We start from the raw sequence: 22,831 nt of genomic DNA, 5'->3' as shown, positions 1-22,831 counted from the left end.
GCCGCTTCGCGGCCCCGAGCGACTCACTGGCGCGGCAGTCGCCCTGTCACGAAATGCGCCACGTCGTTGAAACCTGGCGTGGAGGCATGCCCCGGCGTCACCAGCGAATCGATGAAGGCCTCGTCCTCGGCGGTGATCGCCACGTCCAGCGCGCCTGCGTAGGTGTTCCATTGCGCTTCGGTACGCGGCCCGACGATGGCCGAGCTGACCAGTTGGTTGTTCAGCACCCAGGCGATGGCGAACTCGACGATGCCAACCCCCTTGGCCTGGGTGTAGGCCTGGATCTTCTGGGCGATGGCCAGCGATTCCTGGCGCCACTCCACCTCCATGATGCGCTTGTCCTGGCGGCCGGCGCGGCTGCTGGCGTCCGGCACCGCCCCGGGGGCGTACTTGCCGCTGAGCACGCCGCGGGCCAACGGGCTGAACGGCACCACGCCGAGGCCGTGGTATGCGGCTGCGGTCAACTGTTCTGGTTCTGCCTGGCGGTTGACGATGTTGTACAGCGGCTGGCTCACCACCGGCTTGGCCACGCCCAGGCGCTCGGCCAGGTTGCACAGTTCGGCGATGCGCCAGCCCCGGAAGTTGGACACGCCCCAATAGCGGATCTTGCCTTGCTGCAGCAAGTCGCCCATGGCCCGCACGGTTTCCTCCAGCGGCACCTTGTGGTCTTCGCGGTGCAGGTAGTAGATGTCCAGGTAGTCCAGGCCCATGCGTGTCAACGACGCCTCGATGGCGTTGAACAGGTGCTTGCGCGAAAGGCCGCTGCGGTTGGGTATCCCTTCCACCGGGCCATAGCCGGCCTTGGACGCCACGATCCAGTCCTGGCGGTGACGGGCCACCGCCTCGCCGACGATCTCCTCGGAGCGGCCACCGTTGTATACGTCGGCGGTGTCGATGAAGTTGATGCCCTGGTCCCAGGCCTTGTCGATGATGCGCAGGGCGTCCTCGGTGCTGGTCTGCTCGCCGAACATCATGCTGCCGAGGGTGAGGGCCGAGACCTGGAGGCCACTTTGGCCGAGGGGGCGGTAGATCATGGAGAGGGTCCTTTTCTTGCCGTGAGGGATCTGGACTGTTTTACACAGGTCCCCCACGGTTTGAAAGGGTATGGGGCGTGGGCTGCTGTGTATCGAGTCTGCGTAGCGGCGGGATAGCGCCTGGCTTTTGATATGGAGTAAGGGGGAGCGGCACATATTGATTGGTTAATTTTCTGTCAGTTTGTGAGACTCAAGAGGGTAGATGGCTGAGAGATTTCGAATGAGTTGTGCTTCTTGTTGAAAAGGACTTCAGCTGTCTGGGAATATTCCTACTGCATATTTTATTGCCTTCGAGGTGTGCTTGGCTAATATTGTTTGTGTCGCAATAAGGCGGCATTTAAAGGAGATGTGGAAATGAAAGAGGTCAAACTTGAGTCCGATAAGCTGGCCAATCTTGCTCATTTGGTTTTGGGTAAGTGGATCCTATCAATAAATGATGCTAAGGCGCAGAGCCGGCCTGCGCCTTGGCGGATGTCGAGTAAGAGCCATGATAATAAATAGGGATTGCTTTTTTATTGCGGCGGCGTCAGGTCTCATCTGCTGGGATTTTAAGCGGCACAGGCAGTTCGAAATGGATCAAGAGCATGCTGCACGCTTGATTGAGCTGGCTTACGCATCGGTAGGCGTCGAGCCTCGCAGCACCGTTGATCAAAATTTAATTGATTGCAATGTTCTTGTTTCGGAATGCCCTGTGGATAATCATTGGGGGTGGGACGTACTGTCGGAGATCTTTCATTATGGTACACGAAGCATACCGCTTGCGGCACTTCCAGGAAACGAACGGGCGTGGGCCGAATTCTACCTGGAGCACTGTCATCATGTGCTGGCCTCTCCCAAACCGTCTGAAAACATTGAACAGTACGCAAGCGGGGGTATTGAACTGCCATCGTTCGGCGATAACACACAGTTTGAACATGTTCTGGAAAGGCGTCAGACCGTCAGGTCATTTCTCGATAAGCCTGTGCCCTTGGAGGTAGTGAGTCATTTGCTGCAGTTTTCACTGGGCTTCATGCCGTCTCGGGAAGTCAATGCTCCTGACGATTTATCTATGACGCTCTGCAGACGCCGCTGTAGCCCTTCTGGTGGAGGCTTGAATGCAACGGAAGGCTATTTATATGTTAATAATGTAATGGGTCTGGCGCCGGGTATTTATTATTATGACTCCAGCCGCCATGCACTGCATTTATGCACGGATTGTCTTCCTTCATTAGGAACAGTGCTGGCGGGGCAGCATTTCGCCAATAATCTGCCTGTGGGACTATTTCTTACCTCGCGCTTCGACAAGTACTGGTGGAAATACCCCCACTCACGTGCTTATCGCATGGCACTGATTGAAGTAGGCCACATAGCTCAGACATTTCAGTTTATTGCGACTGACCAAGGGCTGGGTACTTGGTTGACCGGGGCAATGGATGAAGATGCAATTGAACCGTTACTCAAACTCGGCAATTCAGCCGAGCAGCTTCTGTTCTTTGTAGGCGCCGGGTTCAGCGATGGTTCACACACTCCCAAATCGCTTCGGGACTTGATGAGTGCAAGGACCAGTCATGAGGTGATGTCCTGATGACAAAGATCTATGCTCAGGATCGGGGTGAGAGAGCTTTTCATGACTGGCATCAAAACAGTGCTGTCCGTTCTCGACCTTACGCTTATCTATTGACCCCCCAAGACCTGGCCGATACGGACCCGGAACGTTGGTACCCAACGAGCTTGAACCCAGTACTCAGTTTATCAGAGGTCACTAAACTACCTTCGTCCACACGTCTGAATGCTCATGTCGCTCACCTTGTTCATTTTCTTGATTATACGACCACTCTTGAACTCACCGTTGTCAACGATGCTGTAGCCTCCATGACTCTTGGGGCTTTGAAGCAAAATTTCGATGCAGTCGATCAGCGCGCCGCACTGAAGCTTTATACTGACGAAGGTTATCATGCATTGTTTTCTCGGCAAATAGCCGACCAGTTAGTCGAGCATTTCGACATTGCCCGGCATCCCGCCATGCGCTTGCTCCTGCTGAATCAATACATTGAGCAGACCCCGTCCACCTACAAATCCCTCGCGGTTTTTATGATCGCTTTCGTTTCCGAGACCATCATAACCCGAGAGTTGCTGGACCTCTCGCGTGAGCAATTGGTTGAGCCTGTTTTTCACATGCTACGTGACCATTTGCATGACGAGGCCAGGCATTCGGTATTTTTTCTGATTGTTTTTGCAAACTACTGCCACAGTTGTCGCGAGCCGAGGAGGCGTTCGTGGCTAGTGCGCTGACAGATATTATCTGGATGTTTTGCCGGCCTGATCGTGATTTTCTGAAAATTTTGTTCGGTAGCGACCAGCAAAATTTTAGCCTAATCCTTGAGAGGCTCGATAGCACGGTAAGCACCCGTATTGCCTGGATTGCCGCTCCTACGATCTGGGCAATACAACGAACCAATCTTTTGAAACACAAGGAGCATCGGAATCTGTTCAGAACCCGAGGGCTTTTAGCATGACTGATCCCGCGTTCTCGACAGCAGGTGGACTTCTCATCTTCCTGTTGCTCCTGATGAGCTTGCTGGGCGTGTTTCCTTTAGACGTAATCCTTCCTTCCTTTCCGGCGCTGGCCAGTGAGTTTTCTGTGCAGACTGCCGATATCGCCTGGTCGGTAAGCCTTTTCGCAGTGGGCGTAGCCGTTTCGCAGAGCCTGATCGGCCCGCTGTCGGATCGCATGGGCCGCAAGCGGCTTTTATTGGCGGGATTATTGTTGGCTGTGGTAGGTGCCGCAGGTTGTATCGCAGCTGATCAATACTGGGTATTCATGGCCTTTCGTGTACTGCAGGCAGCAGGCTGTGGGTGTTTCGTGCTAACCCAGGCTCTGGTGCAGGACATTTATACAGGGCATCGTCGCAACACCCTGCGTATCTATCTGACCAGTGCCAGCGGAGTGTTCATTTCGCTGTCTCCGTTGATTGGAAGCGCGTTGCAGCAATTCTTCGGCTGGGCTGGGAGTTTTCAGGCTTTTATCGGCTTGGCGGCTATCGTCGTGGTTCTTTCAGCGATGTTGCTGGAAGAGCAGCCGAACGTCGGCTCTTCAACGAGCCTGATCCGAAGCTATGTGAAGCTGTTGCGAGATTCGAACTTTTTCATCTTTGCAACATGCGCTGCATTGGCGTTCGCTTGCCATTTCGCTTTCATCGTCGTTTCGCCCTTGCTGTTCATGGACAGGATGGCGCTGTCCGAATATGTCTTCTCTACTGTATTCCTCGGCTATGGCGCGGCTTATATCATAGGGGGCTTCATTGCCCATGCGCTAAACGGAAAGGTTGCTCCCCACATACAGGTCGCTTTGGGGCTTGGGCTGATTGGTTGTGCGGGCGTGGTATTACTGGGTTGGTTCCTTCTGGGAGGATTGTCGGTGACGGGGATTCTGCTACCCATGGTCATCTGTACCGTCGGCACCACCATCACTCGGCCTGCCGCTACAACATGTGCGCTGAATCTACACCCGGAGCTCGCTGGCGCAGGCGCTGCGCTCAGCAACACCCTGTTGTTCGCCATTGGTGGACTGGCCAGTGCGCTTGTGGCCGTGGTCGAAGACACCTTGCCGGTCGGCTTGGCCGTCGGGTTCATCGCAACAGCTATGGGCGGCGGTTGGTTGTTGAGGCGCTTGGCGCATGAAGCGGGCGTTGTTACCAGCGACTGAGGGGACGCTCTTGGGGGCCAGGCCTCAGTCCGGCCAGGTATCGATCAACTCCCGCGCCTCCCGGCTGCTCAACGGGCTTTTCATCCGCTGCGACAGCACCGCCATGGCCCGCGAGTGGCCCTTGGCGATCACCGCCTCGACCTGGTCGTCGAGGCACTGCAGGGCGATGAAGTCGCCTTTCTCCGGTTCGCCCACGTACTCGATGCGGTTCCAGCCCTGGCCATGCCCGAGCACCTCATAGGTGCGCCCGTGCTGGTAGGTCCAGAAGAAGGGCACATCGTCGTAGCGGCGCTGTTCGCCGAGCATGTTGGCGGCGGCGATCACGCCTTGCTGCTGGGCCAGGCGCCAGTGCTCGATGCGCACTGGATGGCCGGCGAGGGGGAAGGTGGCGATGTCGCCGGCAGCCCACAGGCCTTCGGCTGCGTGCATCTGGGCGTCGACCTGCAAGGACTGGTCCTCGGCCAGGCGCAGGCCCTGGACGAACGATGTGGCGGGCCGCACGCCGGTGCCGAGCAATACCAGCGATGTTTCCAGGCGCTCGCCGTTGGCCAGTTGCACGGCTTCGACCTTGTCCTGGCCTTCGAAGCGTTCCACCTCGGTGGGGCCATGGAACACCACGCCCTTGCGCTCGTGCAGTTCCCGCAGGGTGCGGCCGATGCGTTCGCCGAGCTGCCGGGCCAAGGGGATCTCGTGACGGGTCACCACATGCACCTGCAGGCCGTACTTGCGCAGCGCCGAGGCGGCCTCCAGGCCGATGAAACCATCGCCGACGATCACCACCGGCTGGCCCGGCTCGGCGGCATCGAGCAGGTGCGCGGCGTCTTCCCGGGAACGCAGTACGTAGATGCCGGGCAATTGTACGCCGGGCAGGTCGGGGCGCCGGGGCTTGCCGCCGGTGGCCAACAGGGCGGCGTCGTAGGCCAGGCGCTGGCCGTCGGCCAGGATGACCTCGCGCTTCTCGGTGTCCAGCACGCGCACCTTGCCATGCAGGCGTTGTAGCTGGCCGCGGTGCAGGTCGTCGGGCTCCAGTAGCGCGGGCACCTCATCGGCTGGCATCTGCCCGGCGATGACGAACTTGCTCAGGGCGGTGCGGTCGTAGGCCGGCCGTTGCTCCTGGTCGATCCACACCAGGCGGCCGCCGAAACCGTGGTCCAGCAGGGTGGCCACCGCCGCCGAGCCTGCGGCGCCGGCGCCGATCACCACGAAGCAGCGGGCATCGCTGTGGCGGGGTGGTTCGCTCGCGGGGCAGGGCTGGTCGTCGACCCAGACCTCGCCGTCCTTCACTTGGGTCGGGTAGCGGCGCAGGCCCGTCAGGGCCGGCGGCTCGCAGACCGCGCCCTCGTCGAGGCCGAAGGCGGCCTTGTGCCAGGGGCAGACCAGCAGGCCGCCGCATACGGCGCCTTCTTCCAGGGGCGCGCCAGCGTGGGGGCAGTTGGCCTGGTAGGCGTGCACCAGGTCACCCCGGCGGACCAGGATGACTTCCTCGCTGCCGGCCTGGACGCGCAGGGGGTGGTGTTCGTCGAGTTGTTCGAGGCGTGCCACGGCGTGCTGGGTCATGGGAGCTCTCCATAGGACCGTTCAGCTTCATTTGACGCCTTTGGCGGTGCAGCGATGCAATGATCTGACGATCGGAGGCGAGCCCTCGGTCAAGCGGTAGCTCTGGTGCTTGGGGCCGCGAAGCGGCCCCAAATGGCGGCTGCAAGTCTTGGCAGTCCCTCCTCGCGGCTCAACTGGCCCGCGCGGCCGCCAGCGCTCCAGCCCGGGATACCCGCAGAGCGACCAGGCTGCCGAGCACGATCAGCGCCGCCAGCGAATACAGCGCGGCATCGGTCGAACCGGTCTGGTCCTTGATGAAGCCGACCAGGTACGGGCTGAGGAAACCGGCCATCTGCCCGACCGAGTTGATGATCGCCAGGCCCGCCACGGCGGCGCTGGCGCTGAGCAGGGCGGTGGGCATCGGCCAGAACATCGGCAGGCCGGTGAGGGCGCCCATGGTGGCGATCGACAGGCCGAGCAGGGCGATGGTCGGGTTCTGCGCGAAGTTCACCGCGATCAGCAGGCCGACGGCGCCCATCAGCATCGGCACGACGAGGTGCCAGCGCCGCTCGTTGCGCAGGTCCGCCGAGCGCCCGACGACGATCATGAACACCCCGGCCAGCAGGTACGGGATGGCGCTCAGCCAGCCGATCAGCAAGGGATTGTCGAAGCCCAGGTTCTTGATGATCGACGGCAGCCAGAAGTTGATGGCGTACACGCCGCTCTGGATGCAGAAGTAGACGAAGCCGAAGGTCCAGATCAGCGGGTTGGTCAGTACGGCCAGCACGCTGTCGCTGTGGGTGGTGGGCTTGGTGGCGGCGTCGGCCTTGAGGTCGGCCTCAATCACCTGGCGCTCGGCGGGGCTCAGCCAGGCGGCCTTCTGGTAGCCGTCGCTGAGCAGCAGCACCGCGAGGATGCCCAGGGCGACGGTGGGCAGGCCCTGGATCAGGAACATCCACTGCCAGCCGGCCAGGCCATGCTGGCCGGCGGCGAAGTGCTCGAGGATCCAGCCGGAGAACGGCCCGCCGAGCAGGCCCGAGACCGGGATCGCCGACATGAACAAGGCCATGATCCGGCCACGGCGGTCCGCCGGGAACCAGCGCGAGAGGTACAGCACCACGCCGGGGAAGAAGCCGGCTTCCGCCGCGCCGGTGAGCAGGCGCAGCACATAGAACTCCATGGGTGTGGTGACGAACAGCAGGCAGGTCGACAGGCTGCCCCAGGCGATCATCATCACCGCGATCCAGCGGCGCGGGCCGAAGCGGTTGAGTGCCAGGTTACTGGGCAGGCCGCACAGCACGTAGCCGATGAAGAAGATACCGGCGCCAAGGCCGTAGACGGTTTCGCTGAACTGCAGGGCGTCGAGCATCTGCAGCTTGGCGAAGCCGACGTTGACGCGGTCCAGGTAGTTGAACAGGTAGCAGATGAAGATGAACGGGATCAGCCGCAGGGTGATGCGCCGGTACAGCGCGTCGCGGCTGAGGTCTTTGCCTTGGTCAGGGGCAGGGCTGTGTGCCATGATCGGAATCTCTTTGTTATGGTTGTCGCCGTGCCGTGTGCGGCGCCGGCCCTGACGAGTCTCGGCGAGCGCGGCACGGCTGTCTTTGTGCTTTTGCACAGCCGTGGGCACGGGCTGCTGTGCCGCGGACCAAAGCCTACCACCGCAAGGACCCTGGAATGTTCGAACTGGACCACGACCTGGCGCAGGACATCGTCGATCGGGCGATGGCCATCCTGCCGTGCAATGTCAACGTCATGGACAGCCAGGGCTTGATCCTGGGCAGCGGCGAGCCGGAGCGCATCAATACCCGCCACGAGGGCGCGCAACTGGTGCTGGCCAACGGCCGGATCGTCGAGCTGGACGCCGAGGCGGCCAAGTGCCTCAAGGGCGTGCAGCCGGGCGTCAACCTGCCGCTGATGCTCGATGACCGGCTGATCGGCGTGCTGGGCCTGACGGGCGACCCGCAGCAATTGCGCACCTATGGCGAACTGGTGCGCATGACCGCCGAGATGCTTCTGGCCCAGCGTCACCTGCAGGTGGAACAGCAGTGGCGGCGCCAGCGCTGCGACGACCTGCTGGCCCTGCTGCTCGGCGGCAGCGGCGACTCCCCGCGCTTGCTCGACGAAGCCCGGCAATTGGGCCTCAAGCCGCAGTTGGCGCGGGTGCCATGCCTGTTCGAACTCGACGCCGGGTCGTCGGCCGAGGCGCTGTCCGGCTGGTTGATGAGCCGCTACCCCGACAGCTGGTGCGTGAGCCCTGCGCGGCAGTCGCTGCTGTGGTGCCGCCCGGCGGCCGTGGCGCTGGACGAGCCGCGCCTGCTGGAGCGCCTGCAGCGCCATGGCTGGCAGGTGCAGCGCCTGGCCTTGGGCAACCCGGCGCAGAGCCTTGAGCAGTTGCGCCGGGGGTACCGGCGGGTACGCGACCTGCTGGCCTACGGCCGCGAGGTGGTGCCGGGCGAACGCCTGCTGAGCCTTGCCCGCTACCGATTGCCGACATTGCTCTGGCGACATCGCAACGACGATGCCCTGGATGAATTGCTCGAGCCGCTGCAGCGCATCCGCGCCAAGGATGCCAGCGGGCAACTGCTGGCTACCCTGCGTGCCTGGTGCGCCCATGATGGGCAGAGCCAGGCGTGCGCCGATGCCCTGGGGATCCACCGCAACAGCCTGAGGTATCGGCTGGAGCGGATCGCCGAAGTGGCGGAGGTGGACCCTTTGCGGCTGGAAGGTTTGCTGAGCCTTTACCTGGGGTTGCAGTTGCTGCCGGCGCAGTGAGGTGTTGGCAGGGTTGGCCCATGCCATGCGCGCTGAACCGCCGCGAAGCGGCCTGCGCGGTGCAAAGGCATTTGCCCAAACAATGCCGTCGCGTCTTTGTGCATCCGACCGAGGCCGCATCGCCGCGCAGCTGTCAGCATGCGGGTCATCTGGATCAGGAGAATCCCCATGAAAGTCGTCATCGCCCCCGATTCGTTCAAGGACAGCCTCGATGCCGCCGGTGTCGCCCGGGCCATCGGCAAAGGCCTGGCCGAGGTCTGGCCGGGTGCGCAACTGGTCGAATGCCCGATGGCCGACGGCGGCGAGGGCACCATGGAGGCGATCCTGGCCGCCAGCCATGGCCAGTTGCGCCACCAGGTGGTACGCGGGCCGTTGGGGCAGGCCGTGGATGCCGGCTGGGGCTGGCTGCCTGAGAGCCGCACGGCGATCATCGAGATGGCCCAGGCCAGCGGCCTGCAACGGGTTCCGCTCGGCCAGCGCGATGCCTGCCGCAGCAGCACCTGGGGCACCGGCGAGCTGGTCGCCGCCGCCTTGGCGGCCGGCGCGCAGCGCATCGTCCTGGCCATCGGCGGCAGTGCTACCAACGATGGCGGTGCCGGCATGCTGCGCGCCCTGGGCTTGCGCCTGCTGGACGTCGACGGGCAGCCGCTGGAGGAGGGTGGCCTGGCCCTGGAAAGGCTGGCGCGTCTCGACGCCAGCGGCCTCGACCCTCGCCTGGCCGAGGTGCAGGTGGAGGTGGCGGCCGATGTCGACAACCCCTTGTGCGGCCCCCATGGCGCTTCGGCGGTGTTCGGCCCGCAGAAGGGGGCCAGCCCCGCGCAGGTGCAGGCCCTGGACCGGGCCTTGGGCCATTTCGCCGACCATTGCGCCCGCCTGCTGGGCGAAGACGTGCGCGATTTCCCTGGTTGTGGCGCGGCGGGCGGCATGGGCTTCGCCGCCAAGGCGTTCATGGGCGCGCGCTTTCGCCCTGGGGTCGAGGTGGTGGCCGAGCTGGTGGGCCTCGATGCCCTGGTGCGGGACGCCGACCTGGTGATCACCGGCGAAGGGCGTTTCGATGCCCAGACCCTGCGCGGCAAGACGCCCATGGGTGTGGCGCGGGTCGCCAAGTGTCATGGCGTGCCGGTGGTGGTGCTCGCCGGTACGCTTGGGGCGGGTTACCAGCAGCTCTATGACCACGGTGTCGATGCCGCCTTCGCGTTGGCCAGCGGGCCGATGAGCCTGGAGCAGGCCTGTGCCGAAGCCGGGGATTTGCTCGAGGCACGAGCCCGGGATATCGCCCGACTGTGGCAGGTGGCTGGGCGGGGGCGTTGAGTCGGTTGCTGGGTTCGGTCCGCGGCGAATAGACCGGTCCTGACACCACCGGTGTTCTGTCAGATCAATGGCCCTTATCCGAGGACAAGGGCCGATGCCCGCTGGCTAGAGCGCCGCGACTGGCGTGTAGGCCGTATGCTCGCGGCGAATGCTGGCCAACGGCACGGTCACCAGCAGCAAGGTCAGCACCACGGTGACGCCAATCCCCCAGGCCGCCAGGGTGAAACCACCCAGGGAAATCAGCCCGCCGGAAATCGCCGGCCCCACCGCCAGCCCCAGGCTCAGGAAGCTGCTGGCCGCCGCCACGACGCGGCCTTCGCGGTCCAGCGCCGCCGCCAGGCCGGTGAGGTAGCTCAGGGCGTAGAAGTAGGTGACGCAGATGGTCATCACGCCCGCCGTGTACAGGGCCTTGGAGTGCTCGCCCAGCACGTAGCTCAGGCTGGTGCCGCCGGTCAGGAGGATGGCCAGGATCACCGGGGTGCTCATGCCGAAGCGCTTGCCGACCATCGCCGCGATCAGCGGGCCGATCAGGCCGACCACGGACTGGACCGACAGCAACACGCCCAGTTCGTCGCCACTGTAGCCGACCAGGGTGCCGATACGCTCGACGAAGGCCCAGCCCATGGTGTCGCGGGCCTGGAACACGAACATCGCCAGCATCATGCAGATCGCCGGCAGGCTCAGCAGGATGTTGCCCGAACCTTTGCTCGCCCCAGGGGCCGCCGGCGCGGGGGCGACGGTCGCTGCACGCTGCTCCATCGCCGCAATGGCCGGGAGCATCACCGCCATGGTCGCGGCCATCGCGTAGTACAGCCCCGAGAGGCCGAACAGCGCCATGACCTTGGCATAACCCAGCATCACCACGATCATCAGCAGCACCGACAGCACGTTCATGTGCCCGGCGATGCGGTCCGGATGCCGCGCGCTGGACACCGCGGCGTTGCCGCAGGCCAGGGCCAGGCCCGCGCCGAGGCCAGCGATGCAGCGTACCGCGGCCAGGGCCTGGATGCTCTCGATGTGGGCGCTGACCAGGTTGGCGGCGATGGCCAGCAAGGTCCCGAGCAGGGCCAGGGTGCGCCGTGGCGCACGCCCCATGAAGGGCGCGACCAGCAGCGAGGCGAGCATGGTGAAGCCGAACTCCGCGGACATCAACAGCCCGGCCTGGGCCTCGTTGAGCTGCAGGTCGTTGATGATGGCGCTGATCAGGAAGGGCAAGGCCCACAGGCCGAGCAGGCCGACACCATAGGCCGAACCTGCGGCGGAGAACACCAGGCTCCAGCTCTCGGGCAAGACATTGCGTATTGTTGTTTTCATGGGTGAACCCTGGGAGGCAAGCACATCAAGGAAGGAAGCGCGCCGGTAGCGGCGCGCTGTGGGGTGGAACTACTGCAGGTTCTCGTCGACCGGAGTGCCGTCATCGTATTGCGACAGCCAGGCGACCATGGCGTCGCGGTAGCGGGTGAAACCCTTGTAGTCGACCAGCTCCTGGTCCAGGTCGCGGATCACCCGGTGCATGCGCTTGGCCCACTGCGGGGCGAACTCGGCCAGTTGCTTGAGGCTGACCAGGTAGGTCCGCACCGGGAACAGCACCGCATTGCTGCGCGGCAGGCGGTGCAGGGGCTGCAGCTCGATGCGCAGGTTGACCAGTTCGCCGGCGTTCTCCGGGGTGACGATGGTGCGGTCGGGCGCCCAGTTCGGCAGGGTCTCGGCGGAGGTTTCCAGGCGCGGGTTGACGGTGATCGACCAGTTGGTGCGGCGTACCGGGTGCCCCGGACGCAGGCGCAGCAGGAACTTCAGGGCGCGCTGCAGGATACCCATCTCGTGCAGCTTGGGTACCGGGCCGTGGAACTCCATGAAGCTCATGCCGAGGTTGAAGCGCAGCGAGTAATCCGCACGCTGGGTGGCCATGCCGGCGCCCATCACCAGGGTCTCGTCACGCTCTTCGAGCAGGATGAACTCGCCTTGGGCCTGGCGGGTGATGTATTCCATCGGCTCCATCGGCAAGGTGCTGGCATCGCCGAAGGTGAAGGTGTCGTCGATCTGCAGCGGGCGGTTGATCCAGCGCCACTGGCTGCCTTTCTTCTCCAGGGTGAAATGCTCGGGGAAGTCGCGGGAGTAGGACTCCATCAGCAATTCCAGCAGGTCCCACTGGGCTTCCATCATGTGCGGCAGGGCGGCGTAGTGCACGCCCGGCTGGCTGTCGAGGGTCTGCGCACGGTGGTGGCACTCGGAGATGTAGTGCTCGTCGATGTCGAACTGGGCGCGCAGGGCACCGTTGCCGAAGGGCACATGGGGTTCGACGTTCATCGAGTACATGTACTGGTCTTCCGGGTACGGGAAGGGCAGGCGCAGCACCGCCTCGCGGCTGTTGCTGTAGGTGTGCTCGCCGCCGGCGTCGGCGTAGGTTTCGATTGGCTTGAATACGGTCATCTTGTTGTTTTCCTGTCTCAGAGGTCTACGACCAGGCGGCTGCAGTTGGCACGTGATACGCAAGGCATGAATTTGCGCTTGCTCAGCTTGTCTTCCTCGCTGAGCCAGTCATCGCGATGGTCGAGTTCGCCATCGACTTCCAGTACTTCGGCCTCGCAATAGCCACAGGCGCCGCCCCGGCACAGGTAGGGCAGCTTGTAGCCGGCTTGTTCGGCGGCTTCGAGCAGTGACTGTTCGGCGGGTACCTCGATGGTCACGCCCTGGCGCGCCAGGGTGACGCTGAACGGTTGGCCGCTGGAGCCTTGCTCGACGAAGCGTTCGTAGTGGATGTGGCTGTCGGTCCAGCCCAGGGCGCGGGCGCTGTCGAGGGTGTCGTCGATCATGCTGTCCGGGCCGCAGACATAGACATGGCTGCCCAACGGCCGGGCCTGGAGGATGCGGCGGATGTCCATGCGCGCGTCCTGGCCTTGCACGTAGAGGTGCACCCGCTCGCCGTACCGGGCTTGCAGCTCCAGGCCCAGGGCGGTGTGCTCGGGGCCGCGCACGGCCAGGTGCAGCTCGAAGGTGGACTGCTTGGACTGCAGCTCTTCGAGTTGCGAATACACCGGTGTGATGCCCACGCCACCGGCGATGAACAGGTGCTGGCGGGCATGCTTGGCCAGCGGGAACAGGTTGGCCGGCTGCAGGATCTGCAACAGGTCGCCTTCGCTGACCTTGTCGTGCAGGTGGCGCGAGCCGCCACGGCCGTCGCTGACTCGGCGCACGGCGATCTGGTAGGCGCTGGAGTCATAGGGCGAGCTCATCAGCGAGTAGGCGTTGCGGTGGGTCTTGTCGCCATCCTCGAGGACCACCACCACATGGCTGCCGCCAGAGAAGGCAGGCAGATGCTTGCCGTCGGGAGAGGTCAGGGTGAAACGCTTGATCTCTGGCGTCATCTGCTCGATCCGGGCAACACGCACGCTCAGGGTGCCGTTATGGGTATTCATGTGTCGAGCTCCTCGGCAGGTGGCAGTTCGCCTGGGACTTCGCCATCGGCCTTGATGCCCTGGAAGGCGGCCAGGCGGCGGGAATAGTGGTCGCGCACCACCAGGTTGAGCTGGCAACCGGGGCAGGTGAACACGCGCTGGGTGACGTTCTCGGTGTAGGTGTCGCAATGGGCGCACCACACGCGGCGTACCAGGGTACCGCTGTGTTCGCGAAGCACTTCGTCGCGATTCAGGTCGACGGCATTGGCCGCTTGCATGGCGGTACCGATGAAGCTTTCCGAGCCACTGAGGTACAGGCGCGTGCCCATGTAGGCGTCGCTGAGCCTGTCGCGCAGGGCCTCGATCAAGGCCTGGTTGCTGCTGAACGCTTCGAGTTCGCCCACCTGCGCCGCTTGCAAGGCCTGCAGGTGGTTGTGCCCAGAGAAGGACTCGGTGGAGTAGAGCAGGGTGCTGTCGCGGCGTTGCGCAGGCGACATGTCCGCGATCAGGCGCAGCATGGCCGCGCCGCCGCTGCCCTGGCCCGCGATCAAGTGGCGCAGGCCACCTGCCATGGGGTGCAGCCGGTCGTAGACCGGACGGCTCTTGATGCCAGTGATAAGCATGGTGACACACCTCGTAAGCCATTACCCCGGCTGTGCCGGAAAGTAACGATGACGGCTGGTTTCGGGCTCAGGCAGGAGAGAAAGCAGAACTCATGCCATATTACCTATTGTTTTATATGTTTTATGTCGAAGGCCCATGCTGGGCGTTTTTCATCAGGTTGCTACTCGGGAAGGCATCGCTGGCGATGCCTCGTCAGGGCGCGCGGCGCACTTTTCGGGTGCGCCGCGCAGGTGCTCAGTGCTTGAACATGACGTGGCGCACGCAGGTGTAGTCTTCCAGGCCGTACATGGACATGTCCTTGCCGTAGCCCGACTGCTTCATGCCGCCGTGGGGCATTTCGCTGACCAGCATGAAGTGCGTGTTGACCCAGGTGCAGCCGTACTGCAGGCGCGCGGCCAGGCGGCTGGCGCGGCCGAGGTCGCGGGTCCACACCGAAGAGGCCAGGCCGTAGTCGGAGTCGTTGGCATAGGCCAGCGCCTGCGCTTCGTCGCTGAAGGGGGTGATGCTGACCACTGGGCCGAAGACTTCGCGCTGGACGATCTCGTCGTCCTGGCGGGCGTCGGCCAGCACCGTCGGCTCGAAGAAGAAGCCCGGCCCGTCGACACGCTTGCCACCGGTGACCACGCGGATGTGTGGCTGGGCCTTGGCGCGCTCGACGAAGCCTTCGACGCGCTCCAGGTGGTCGCGGGTGATCAATGGCCCCAGTTCGGTCTGTGGGTCGTCCTGCAGGCCCATGCGCAAGCTCGCCACCGCTTCGCCAAGCTTGCTGACGAAGCGGTCGTAGACGCCTTGCTGGACGTACAGTCGGCAGGCGGCGGTGCAGTCCTGGCCGGCGTTGTAGAAGCCGAAGGCGCGGATGCCCTCGACGGCTGCGTCGATGTCGGCGTCATCGAAGATCAACACCGGGGCCTTGCCGCCCAGCTCCATGTGGGTGCGCTTCACGCTGCTGGCGGTGCTGGAGATGATGCGTGCGCCGGTGGCGACGGAGCCGGTGAGGGACACCAGGCGAACCTTGGGATGGTTGACCAGCGGCTCGCCCACGCTCGGACCGCGGCCGAAGAGAATGTTGACGACGCCGGCGGGGAACAGCTCGGCCATGATCCGGGCCAGCGCCAGGGCGGTGAGCGGGGTCTGCTCGGAGGGCTTGAGCACCACGCAGTTGCCGGCAGCCAGGGCGGGGGCGAGCTTCCAGGCGACCATCATCAGCGGGTAGTTCCACGGCGCGATGGAGGCGACCACGCCGAGGGGGTCACGGCGGATCATCGAGGTATGCCCGGGCAGGTATTCGCCAGCGGCGGACCCCGACAGGCAGCGGCTGGCGCCGGCGAAGAAGCGGAAAACGTCGGCGATGGCCGGGATCTCGTCGTTCAGGGCGGCCTGGTAGGGCTTGCCGCAGTTCTGCGACTCCAGGCGGGCCAGCAGCTCGGCCTCGGCCTCGATACGCTCGGCCAGCTTGAGCAGCAGCAGCGCGCGTTCCTTGGGCGGGGTCTGCGACCAGCTGTCGAACGCCTGGTCGGCCGCCTGCACGGCAGCATCGACCTGGGCGCCGCTGGCCTCGGGGATGGTCACCAGCACCGTGCCCTCGGCGGGGTTGTACACGGGATAGGGGCTGCCTTGCCCATCGACCAACTGGCCGTTGATCAGGAGTTTGGTTTGCATGGCGTATTCCTTGGTCGGTCTCGTTGGTGGAAATCGCTGGACGCAGGCACAGCAGAAGCCACGGTGGCCTGTCGACACTGTAAACATATGAAACCATATCTTAAATTTAGAAGGTTGCCAACAGTACCCTGAAACGCCTTGTCGAGAGGTAGAATGGGCGATCAATCGGTATCGGAGGCCTTGCGCTTGGTTATAAGATACGGAACTGAACCTTTTGGCCGAGGCTCGCGCCACGCCAGGCAATGCTCGATAGGGAGAGGCAATGACTGCCCTGAATACTGCTCGTAATACCGCATTCATCCGGTTGCGCCAGGAAGGGCGTACCGATGAAGTGGCGCGCAAGTTGATGGAAGCCATCGAGCTCGGGTTGTTTGCCGAAGGGCAGCAACTGCCCAGCGAATCGGAATTGGCCCTGCAGCTCGGGGTCGCCACCGTCACGCTGCGCGAGGCCTTGGTGGTGCTGCGCCAGCGGGGGCTGATCGAAACGCGCCGCGGCCGCAACGGCGGCAGTTTCGTCTGCGCGCCGGTGGAGCTGCCCGAGGCGCTGCTGTTGCAGCGCCTGCGCGACATGAGCGGCCCGGACCTGCGTGACCTGGGCGACGAACAGACCGCCATCTCGGGCACCGCTGCGCGCCTTGCGGCCAAGCGCAGTTCGCCCGAGCAGCACGCGCGCATCGCCCAGCACATCGACATGCTCAGCCAGGCCGGCTCGCGGTTGGCACGCCATCGGGCCGATGCACGCTTCCACATCGAGGTGGCCGCCGCCGCCCAGTCGCTGCGCCTGACCAACGCCGAGATGCGCCTGCAGTCGGAGGTGGGCGAGCTGCTGTGGATGGAGGCGGCCGGCGGTGGCGATGTGACGGTGGTGGAGCAGGAGCACCGGGCGATCCTGCAGGCGCTGGTGGCGGGCGATGCGGTGTTGGCCGGGGCACTGGCCGAGGCGCATGTGAGCCGCGGCATCAAGCGCCTGATCAGCCTGCGCCTGGAGTTGCTGGCCGAGGCGGACGGGGGCTGAACGCCGCCGACCGGAAGCAGCGCGCCAGGCCTGGCGTGGTAATTGCGTCACAATGCCTTGACCCGAGGCGACCCATAACAAGAAAGCCGAACCTGCGTGAGGTAATACCATGTTTGCCCTGAGCGACAACGACCCCCTGGCCGCCTGCGCCCAGCAGTTGGACAGCACGCTGGAGACCATCTTCAGCCAGGTCCGCCAGTTGGTGGAGGAAACCCGCGAGCTCTGGGAGCGTGTCCTGGCCGAGGGGCGCCAGCCCGCCGCCAGGGACCTGGCCTCCCTGCGGCCGGCGATCGACCGGCAGTTGCTGGTCACCGGTGCCTTTGGCTGTGGCGGCGGGATCATCGTGGAACCCAATTGCCTGGCCGACCGGGAGATGCACCTGGAGTGGTGGTACCTGGCCGATGCCGGCAAGACCCTCCCGCTGCGGCCCAACTTCGACCGGCGCCGGGAAAACTACTACGACTACACCGCGATGCCCTGGTACAGCCGGCCGCGCGACACCGGCAAGAGCGTGGTGGAGGGGCCCTACGTGGACCTCTACGGCACCAACATGTACGTGCTGACGTTCACCATGCCGATTCTGGTGCAGGGCCGCTTCATCGGCGTGGCCGGGCTGGACCTGTCGCTGCACAACGTCGAGCGCCTGCTGGTGCGCAGCCTGATGCGCCTGGAACACGAGGCCGTGCTGATTTCCGCCGATGGCCGGGTGATTGCGTCCAACACCGCCAACTGGATGGTCGGCGACCTGGCCCTGACGCTGTTGAACACCATGCCCCTGGACGGGATTCGCCTGGCGTTGGCGGAATCCGAGGCGGGGTGGTCGCTGGTCCGGTTGCCGGCGTTGCGCAAGGTGGTGTGAGCATCGAGTGGTTTTGTCGCCCCCTCCCAGCGGGAGATCACCCAGTCTTAGGTTGACGCGGAGCCCTGTGGGGGTCGGCTTGCCGGCGATGGGGCGCGAAGCGGCCCCAAATGTCGGCTAAACAGCTTTAACTGACTGTACCCCTAGCGCCCCGGCGGATCGTACGCCGCCATGGCCAGCCTCGCCGCCAGGCGGGTGCGGCGGATCATGGACTTCTCGAGCTCCACGACGAGGTACACGAGCAACCCGGCGCCCACGACTTTCCCCCATTCCAGCAGCGTCAGGTCGGTAGAACCGAAGATCTCCTGCATGACCGGCGCATGGGTGAAGAACAGCTGCAACGGCACGCAGGCTGCGATGGCCAGCAGCAGGTAAGGGTTGCCGAGCAGGCCTTCGCGGTTGGTGACCGGCGCGATCAGGGCACGGGTATTGACCAGGTAGAACATTTCCGCGACGACCACGGCATTGACCGCCATGGTGCGGGCGGTCTCGACGCTGGCGCCTTCGCTCATCTGCCAGAGGAAAAGCCCCATCGCCCCGCACATCATCAGCACCGAGACCATCAGGATCCGCCACACGAAGAACCCCGACAGCAAAGGCTCCCTGGGCGCGCGCGGCGGGCGGGTCATGATGTCCCGCTCGGCCGGCTCGAAGGCCAGGGCCAGCCCCAGCGTGCTGGAGGTGACCATGTTGATCCACAGCACCTGCGCGGGCGTCAGCGGCAGGGCGAGTTCGAACAGGATGGCGGCGATCACCACCAGCGCTTCGCCGCCATTGGTGGGCAGCATGAACAGGATGAATTTCTTCAGGTTGTCGTAGACTGCCCGGCCCTCGCGCACGGCCGTGGCGAGGGTGGCGAAGTTGTCGTCGGCCAGCACCATGTCGGCGGCCTCCTTGGCCGCCTCGGAGCCCTTCAGGCCCATGGCGATGCCGACATCCGCGCGCTTGAGCGCAGGCGCATCGTTCACCCCGTCGCCGGTCATGGCGACGATCTGACCGTTGTCCTGCAGCGCGTTCACCAGGCGCAGCTTGTGCTCGGGGCTGGCGCGCGCGAACACGTCCACCTCCGTCACGACCTGGCGCAAGGTTTCGTCGCTCATCATCGCCACTTCGGCGCCGGTGAGGGTGGGCTTGCCGACGCCGATGGCCAGCTGGGCACCGATGGCTCGGGCGGTTTCGGCATGATCGCCGGTGATCATCTTCACCCGGATACCGGCGTGGTGGCATTCGCCGACTGCCCTGATCGCCTCCTCGCGCGGTGGGTCGACGATCCCGACCAGGGCCAGCAACGTGTACCCCGAGGCCATGTCCTGGTGGCCCAGGCTGCCCTCCTGCGGCGCCGAGCGTTTGCAGGCCAGGGCCAGCAGACGCAGGCCCTGGGCCGCCGTGCCGGTGGTCATGCGCCGCCAGTAGTCGACATCCAGCGGGTGCTCGCCATCGTGGTCGCGTTGCCGGTGACACATCTCGAGGATGCGCTCCGGGGCGCCCTTGACGAAGATCCAGGAGTGGCCCTCGCCGTCGAGGTGGTGGGTGGCCATGAAGCGGTGCTGCGATTCGAAGGGAATGGAATCCAGGCGGGTCCAGGCCGAGGGCTCGAAACCGGTCTTGCCGCCGAGCACCAGCAGGGCGCCTTCGGTGGGGTCGCCCTCGACCCGCCAGCAGTCGTCTTCATTGCGCAGGTGGGCGTCGTTGCACAGCACCCCGGCGCGGATCGCCAGGCCCAGGGCCGGGTAATCGCCAGGATCGACGATGCGCCCATCGATGCTGCAATCGCCGACCGGGGCATAGCCCACGCCGCCGACATCGAACACGTGGCCGGCGCACACGACGCGCTGCACGGTCATCTCGTTGCGGGTCAGCGTGCCGGTCTTGTCGGAACAGATCACGGTCACCGAGCCCAGGGTTTCCACGGCCGGCAGGTGGCGGATGATCGCCTTGCGCCGGGCCATGCGCTGTACCCCGAGGGCGAGCGTCACGGTCATGATCGCCGGCAGGCCCTCGGGGATCGCCGAAGCCGCCAGCGCCACGACCATCATGAACATTTCCGCCGGTGGATGGCCGCGCCATAGCGTGCCGATGACGAAGGTCGCGGCGGAGATGGCCAGGATGGTCACGGCCAGCACGCGCCCGAAGCGATCGACCTTGCGTAGCAGCGGGGTGGCCAGGCCGCGGATGTCGGCGAGCATCTGGTTGATCCGGCCCAGCTCCGTCGCCGCGCCGGTGCCGACGACGATCCCCCTGGCCTGGCCGTACACCACCACGGTGCCCGAATAGGCCATGCCGTGGCGGTCGCCCAGTGGCGCGTCGGCCTGGGCCACCTCGGTGTCCTTCTCCACCGGCAGGGACTCGCCCGTCAGCGCGGCTTCCTCGACGCGCAGTTCCTTGACCGCCACCAGGCGCAGGTCGGCGGGCACCCGGTCGCCGGAGGCCAGTACGACCAGGTCGCCCGGCACCAGCTCGGCGGCATCGATCTCTTGGGGGATGCCGTTGCGAATCACCATCGCATGCGGCGCGAGCATCGCCCTGATCGCCTGCAGGGCGCTTTCCGCCTTGCCTTCCTGGATGAAGCCGATGATGGCATTGATCACTACCGCGGCGAGCAGGACGCAGGTATCGACCCAGTGCTCGAGCAAGGCGGTGATCACCGCCGCAGCGATCATGACGTACAGCAAAACATTGTGGAATTGCGCCAGCAAGCGCAGCAATGGCCCGCGGCGCTTGGGTGGCAGCAGCCGGTTGGGCCCGTACAGCTCCAGGCGCCTGGCGACCTCGACGTCCTGCAAGCCCTCCGGCCCGGTGCGCAGCATCTGCTCGACCTCCGCGACCGAGAGTGCCTGCCAGGCAGGGGTAGCGTGGGCTGCGCAGGGATCGGAGGAGGGAAGATTCATAGGCTCGGGCCTTCTATGGGCTTCGGTAGCGGTGGCGGCATCCTGCCGCCAGGGCATGGCTTACAGGGTCACCAGCACATCGCACTGGGACGCGTTCAGGACATGCTTGGTGATGCTCCCGACCAAGAGTTCTTCCAGGGCGCTCTCGCCTTGCTTGCCCATCACGATGAGGTCGCAGTCCAGCTCCTGTTCCTGTTCGACGATACGCCAGGCCGGGTCGCCGTGCACGGCGACCTGGCGCGCCATGGGCAGGCCCGAGGCTTCGGCCAGGGCGGCGAGCTGTTCCTGGGCGTCCTTCCTGATCACGTTGCGGTAGTGGCTGAGGGTGTCGTTGTCGAGGTTGGCGAAGCGCATGCTGCCTTCGAACGGGGCCTCGTACACGTGCAGGAGGATGATCTCGGCCTGCGGGGCAATGGCCTTGGCCAGGGCGATCGAGCGCCGGGACGAAGGCGAGAAATCGACCGGCACCAGCAGGGTGCGGTAGTCGCGGCGCGGCAGTTGCTTGACCACCAGCATGGGGCAGGGCATGTGGCTGAGCAGCCGCTGTGCGGTCGAGCCCAGGAGCAGGCGGCGGGCCGTGCTCTCGCCTTTCGCTCCGCAGACCAGCAGGCTCGCCTGCTTTTCCTGCACGGCACGAATGATCTGGGGGATGACCGGGCCAGACATGACATGCGTGCCAGCGGCGACTTCATGTTGCTGGAACAGCCGCTCGCCCAGTTCGTGGAGCTTTTCCCTGCCGCTCTGGAGCACTTGCTCCAGCAGGTCGTCCTCTGGCGCGACCATCTGCCGGAGGCGCTCGAAGGGTGCGGGGTTCGCCACGAACAGCAGGTCCAGTGAGGCGTCCAGTGCCTTGCTCAGCAGTGCGGCGCGTTCTGCGCCATGGCGGGCAGGTGCGGACAGGTCGGTGGCGACTAGGATGTGGCTCAGCGACGACATAGCGATCTCCTTTGGCAGTGCGGGGCACCCGCCCGACCATCGTCTCGCGAACCCTGTCCGGCGTATTGACCTGTATCAAGAGACGCCCCCGTGGACGCGACCTTGTGTCGCGGTTGAATGGTCGCTCGTAGAAGGGCTTGAAAGGTGCTCCGACAATCCGCAGAATTCGATACGTAATTACATGGTACATACCACGGTACGAATCACAGGAGCGAACATGGCCCGGGGCGGGATCGACAAGGCAGCGGTACAGCAGGCACGGGAGGCGCTGCTGGCCCGGGGTGAGCACCCGAGCATCGATGCGGTGCGTATCGAGCTGGGCAATACCGGCTCGAAGACCACCATCCACCGCTACCTCAAGGAGCTGGACAGCCAGTCGCCATCGGCCCCGCTGGGCATGGCGGGCCTGAACGAGCAACTGGGGCGCCTGGTCGAGCAACTGGCTGAACAACTGCATGAACAAGCGCAGGCGCGCATCCACGAGGCCGAGGCGGTGTTCGCCGAACAACGGCAGCAGCTCGAGGCACAGTTACAGCTTGCCCAGCAGGCATTGGTGGCGGCGCACCAGCAGCAGCGGGTCCAGGCCAGTGCGCTGGCGGCCGAGTCCGAGAAGCTGGCGGCCACCCAGAGCACTCTGCAGCGCGAGCAATTGCGCAGCGCCAGCCTCAACCAGTCGCTGGGCGAGCTGCAGGTGCGCCTGGCCGACAAGGACGAGCAAGTTCGCTCGCTGGAAGAAAAGCACCGCCATGCCCGCGACGCCCAGGAGCAGTTGCAGCAGGGCATGCTCGCCAGGCAGGCCGAGCTGACCCAACTGCATCGCGACAATGAACGCCTGTTGGCCCAGACTCGCCAGCAGGCCACGCAGCGCACGCAGTTGGAGGAACAATTGGAGCAGCGCGACGCCCAGGTCCAGGGCTTGCGAGCGATCCTGGCCCAGGTCCAGGGCGCCAGCGAGCAGATGCGCCGGCAGTTGGAGCAGTTGCAAGGCATGCTGGATACCCGCACGGCGGCATTGGCAGCCTGCCAGGCGCGTCTTGACGCATTGCCAGGGGCGGGTTGATGCCGTCGGGCGTGGGGGCGGGCAGATGAATCAAACTTTGCACGGCCCAGGGGC

Annotated in this window: 19 protein-coding genes; 9 read left to right on the top strand and 10 right to left on the bottom strand. The window is 64.7% G+C overall.

Features of this window, described 5'->3' with window-relative positions:
- Positions 1-23 precede the first annotated feature (23 nt).
- Positions 24-1,034 carry an aldo/keto reductase gene (locus WCE05_RS11330; protein ID WP_225787900.1) on the bottom strand — a complete coding sequence of 337 codons (1,011 nt, stop codon included), beginning with the start codon at positions 1,032-1,034 and terminating at the stop codon, positions 24-26.
- Positions 1,035-1,388: 354 nt separating this feature from the next.
- Between WCE05_RS11330 and WCE05_RS11325 the strand changes: the two genes are divergently transcribed.
- The 4 genes from WCE05_RS11325 (at position 1,389) to WCE05_RS11310 (ending at position 4,719) form a co-directional block, all read left to right on the top strand.
- A complete protein-coding gene (locus WCE05_RS11325) occupies positions 1,389-1,535 on the top strand; it encodes a hypothetical protein (RefSeq protein ID WP_368815939.1) in 147 nt (48 codons plus the stop codon).
- A gap of 70 nt (positions 1,536-1,605) precedes the next feature.
- Positions 1,606-2,598, top strand: a complete 993-nt coding sequence (locus tag WCE05_RS11320; RefSeq protein WP_368815938.1) for a SagB/ThcOx family dehydrogenase — start codon at positions 1,606-1,608, stop codon at positions 2,596-2,598.
- The gene (locus tag WCE05_RS11315; RefSeq protein WP_368815937.1) at positions 2,598-3,305 is read left to right on the top strand and encodes a diiron oxygenase; all 708 of its coding nucleotides are present in this window, start codon (positions 2,598-2,600) and stop codon (positions 3,303-3,305) included. Before WCE05_RS11320 ends, WCE05_RS11315 begins: the two co-directional genes overlap by 1 nt.
- 220 nt (positions 3,306-3,525) lie before the next feature.
- On the top strand, positions 3,526-4,719 hold the full coding sequence (locus tag WCE05_RS11310; RefSeq protein WP_368815936.1) for an MFS transporter: 1,194 nt from the start codon (positions 3,526-3,528) through the stop codon (positions 4,717-4,719).
- Between the two features lie 24 nt (positions 4,720-4,743).
- Here the strand turns inward: WCE05_RS11310 and WCE05_RS11305 are convergent, their stop codons facing one another.
- Entirely contained in the window at positions 4,744-6,276 is a 1,533-nt protein-coding gene (locus WCE05_RS11305; RefSeq protein ID WP_368815935.1) for an FAD-dependent oxidoreductase, read from the bottom strand.
- A gap of 169 nt (positions 6,277-6,445) precedes the next feature.
- Entirely contained in the window at positions 6,446-7,774 is a 1,329-nt protein-coding gene (locus tag WCE05_RS11300) for an MFS transporter (RefSeq protein ID WP_225787898.1), read from the bottom strand.
- 158 nt (positions 7,775-7,932) lie between these two features.
- Here WCE05_RS11300 and WCE05_RS11295 point away from each other — a divergent pair, with 158 nt between their 5' ends.
- On the top strand, positions 7,933-9,030 hold the full coding sequence (locus tag WCE05_RS11295; RefSeq protein ID WP_253090825.1) for a sugar diacid recognition domain-containing protein: 1,098 nt from the start codon (positions 7,933-7,935) through the stop codon (positions 9,028-9,030).
- 168 nt (positions 9,031-9,198) lie between these two features.
- Positions 9,199-10,341 carry a glycerate kinase gene (locus WCE05_RS11290; protein ID WP_253090824.1) on the top strand — a complete coding sequence of 381 codons (1,143 nt, stop codon included), beginning with the start codon at positions 9,199-9,201 and terminating at the stop codon, positions 10,339-10,341.
- 105 nt (positions 10,342-10,446) lie between these two features.
- Here the strand turns inward: WCE05_RS11290 and WCE05_RS11285 are convergent, their stop codons facing one another.
- The 5 genes from WCE05_RS11285 to WCE05_RS11265 form a co-directional block, all read right to left on the bottom strand.
- Positions 10,447-11,655 (bottom strand): MFS transporter, encoded by a 1,209-nt coding sequence (locus WCE05_RS11285; RefSeq protein WP_225787895.1) that lies wholly within the window; start codon positions 11,653-11,655, stop codon positions 10,447-10,449.
- 69 nt (positions 11,656-11,724) lie between these two features.
- A complete protein-coding gene (locus tag WCE05_RS11280) occupies positions 11,725-12,771 on the bottom strand; it encodes a DUF3445 domain-containing protein (RefSeq protein ID WP_225787894.1) in 1,047 nt (348 codons plus the stop codon).
- A 17-nt stretch (positions 12,772-12,788) separates the two neighbouring features.
- Positions 12,789-13,757 carry a PDR/VanB family oxidoreductase gene (locus WCE05_RS11275; protein ID WP_253080153.1) on the bottom strand — a complete coding sequence of 323 codons (969 nt, stop codon included), beginning with the start codon at positions 13,755-13,757 and terminating at the stop codon, positions 12,789-12,791.
- Entirely contained in the window at positions 13,754-14,359 is a 606-nt protein-coding gene (locus WCE05_RS11270; protein WP_225787892.1) for a dimethylamine monooxygenase subunit DmmA family protein, read from the bottom strand. Before WCE05_RS11270 ends, WCE05_RS11275 begins: the two co-directional genes overlap by 4 nt.
- A 235-nt stretch (positions 14,360-14,594) precedes the next feature.
- Complete coding sequence (locus tag WCE05_RS11265; RefSeq protein WP_253101407.1) at positions 14,595-16,019, bottom strand: gamma-aminobutyraldehyde dehydrogenase; 1,425 nt, start codon at positions 16,017-16,019, stop codon at positions 14,595-14,597.
- Positions 16,020-16,281: 262 nt separating this feature from the next.
- Here WCE05_RS11265 and WCE05_RS11260 point away from each other — a divergent pair, with 262 nt between their 5' ends.
- Together WCE05_RS11260 and WCE05_RS11255 are read left to right on the top strand one after the other, a co-directional pair.
- Positions 16,282-17,034 carry a FadR/GntR family transcriptional regulator gene (locus tag WCE05_RS11260; RefSeq protein ID WP_368815934.1) on the top strand — a complete coding sequence of 251 codons (753 nt, stop codon included), beginning with the start codon at positions 16,282-16,284 and terminating at the stop codon, positions 17,032-17,034.
- Between the two features lie 109 nt (positions 17,035-17,143).
- Entirely contained in the window at positions 17,144-17,893 is a 750-nt protein-coding gene (locus tag WCE05_RS11255; protein ID WP_253101409.1) for a cache domain-containing protein, read from the top strand.
- Between the two features lie 143 nt (positions 17,894-18,036).
- On the opposite strand, the gene WCE05_RS11250 is transcribed toward WCE05_RS11255, so the two are convergent.
- Entirely contained in the window at positions 18,037-20,781 is a 2,745-nt protein-coding gene (locus tag WCE05_RS11250) for a cation-transporting P-type ATPase (RefSeq protein ID WP_368815933.1), read from the bottom strand.
- Positions 20,782-20,841: 60 nt separating this feature from the next.
- On the bottom strand, positions 20,842-21,717 hold the full coding sequence (locus tag WCE05_RS11245) for a universal stress protein (protein ID WP_368815932.1): 876 nt from the start codon (positions 21,715-21,717) through the stop codon (positions 20,842-20,844).
- Positions 21,718-21,934: 217 nt separating this feature from the next.
- Between WCE05_RS11245 and WCE05_RS11240 the strand changes: the two genes are divergently transcribed.
- Entirely contained in the window at positions 21,935-22,777 is an 843-nt protein-coding gene (locus tag WCE05_RS11240; RefSeq protein WP_225787886.1) for a DNA-binding protein, read from the top strand.
- The last annotated feature ends 54 nt before the right edge of the window (positions 22,778-22,831 follow it).

The organism is Pseudomonas sp. I2 (assembly GCF_040984075.1).
Lineage (GTDB): Bacteria > Pseudomonadota > Gammaproteobacteria > Pseudomonadales > Pseudomonadaceae > Aquipseudomonas > Aquipseudomonas guariconensis_B.
This window is presented reverse-complemented; position numbering and strand designations above follow the sequence as displayed.

Excerpts from the sequence above, each read along its gene's own strand:
- WCE05_RS11260 (WP_368815934.1), top strand. The coding sequence starts at position 16,282 with ATGACTGCCCTGAATACTGCTCGTAATACCGCATTCATCCGGTTGCGC.
- WCE05_RS11280 (WP_225787894.1), bottom strand. The coding sequence starts at position 12,771 with ATGACCGTATTCAAGCCAATCGAAACCTACGCCGACGCCGGCGGCGAG.
- WCE05_RS11265 (WP_253101407.1), bottom strand. The coding sequence starts at position 16,019 with ATGCAAACCAAACTCCTGATCAACGGCCAGTTGGTCGATGGGCAAGGC.
- WCE05_RS11250 (WP_368815933.1), bottom strand. The coding sequence starts at position 20,781 with ATGAATCTTCCCTCCTCCGATCCCTGCGCAGCCCACGCTACCCCTGCC.
- WCE05_RS11240 (WP_225787886.1), top strand. The coding sequence starts at position 21,935 with ATGGCCCGGGGCGGGATCGACAAGGCAGCGGTACAGCAGGCACGGGAG.
- WCE05_RS11285 (WP_225787895.1), bottom strand. The coding sequence starts at position 11,655 with ATGAAAACAACAATACGCAATGTCTTGCCCGAGAGCTGGAGCCTGGTG.
- WCE05_RS11255 (WP_253101409.1), top strand. The coding sequence starts at position 17,144 with ATGTTTGCCCTGAGCGACAACGACCCCCTGGCCGCCTGCGCCCAGCAG.
- WCE05_RS11275 (WP_253080153.1), bottom strand. The coding sequence starts at position 13,757 with ATGAATACCCATAACGGCACCCTGAGCGTGCGTGTTGCCCGGATCGAG.
- WCE05_RS11290 (WP_253090824.1), top strand. The coding sequence starts at position 9,199 with ATGAAAGTCGTCATCGCCCCCGATTCGTTCAAGGACAGCCTCGATGCC.
- WCE05_RS11310 (WP_368815936.1), top strand. The coding sequence starts at position 3,526 with ATGACTGATCCCGCGTTCTCGACAGCAGGTGGACTTCTCATCTTCCTG.
- WCE05_RS11300 (WP_225787898.1), bottom strand. The coding sequence starts at position 7,774 with ATGGCACACAGCCCTGCCCCTGACCAAGGCAAAGACCTCAGCCGCGAC.
- WCE05_RS11320 (WP_368815938.1), top strand. The coding sequence starts at position 1,606 with ATGGATCAAGAGCATGCTGCACGCTTGATTGAGCTGGCTTACGCATCG.
- WCE05_RS11330 (WP_225787900.1), bottom strand. The coding sequence starts at position 1,034 with ATGATCTACCGCCCCCTCGGCCAAAGTGGCCTCCAGGTCTCGGCCCTC.
- WCE05_RS11325 (WP_368815939.1), top strand. The coding sequence starts at position 1,389 with ATGAAAGAGGTCAAACTTGAGTCCGATAAGCTGGCCAATCTTGCTCAT.
- WCE05_RS11245 (WP_368815932.1), bottom strand. The coding sequence starts at position 21,717 with ATGTCGTCGCTGAGCCACATCCTAGTCGCCACCGACCTGTCCGCACCT.
- WCE05_RS11315 (WP_368815937.1), top strand. The coding sequence starts at position 2,598 with ATGACAAAGATCTATGCTCAGGATCGGGGTGAGAGAGCTTTTCATGAC.
- WCE05_RS11270 (WP_225787892.1), bottom strand. The coding sequence starts at position 14,359 with ATGCTTATCACTGGCATCAAGAGCCGTCCGGTCTACGACCGGCTGCAC.
- WCE05_RS11305 (WP_368815935.1), bottom strand. The coding sequence starts at position 6,276 with ATGACCCAGCACGCCGTGGCACGCCTCGAACAACTCGACGAACACCAC.
- WCE05_RS11295 (WP_253090825.1), top strand. The coding sequence starts at position 7,933 with ATGTTCGAACTGGACCACGACCTGGCGCAGGACATCGTCGATCGGGCG.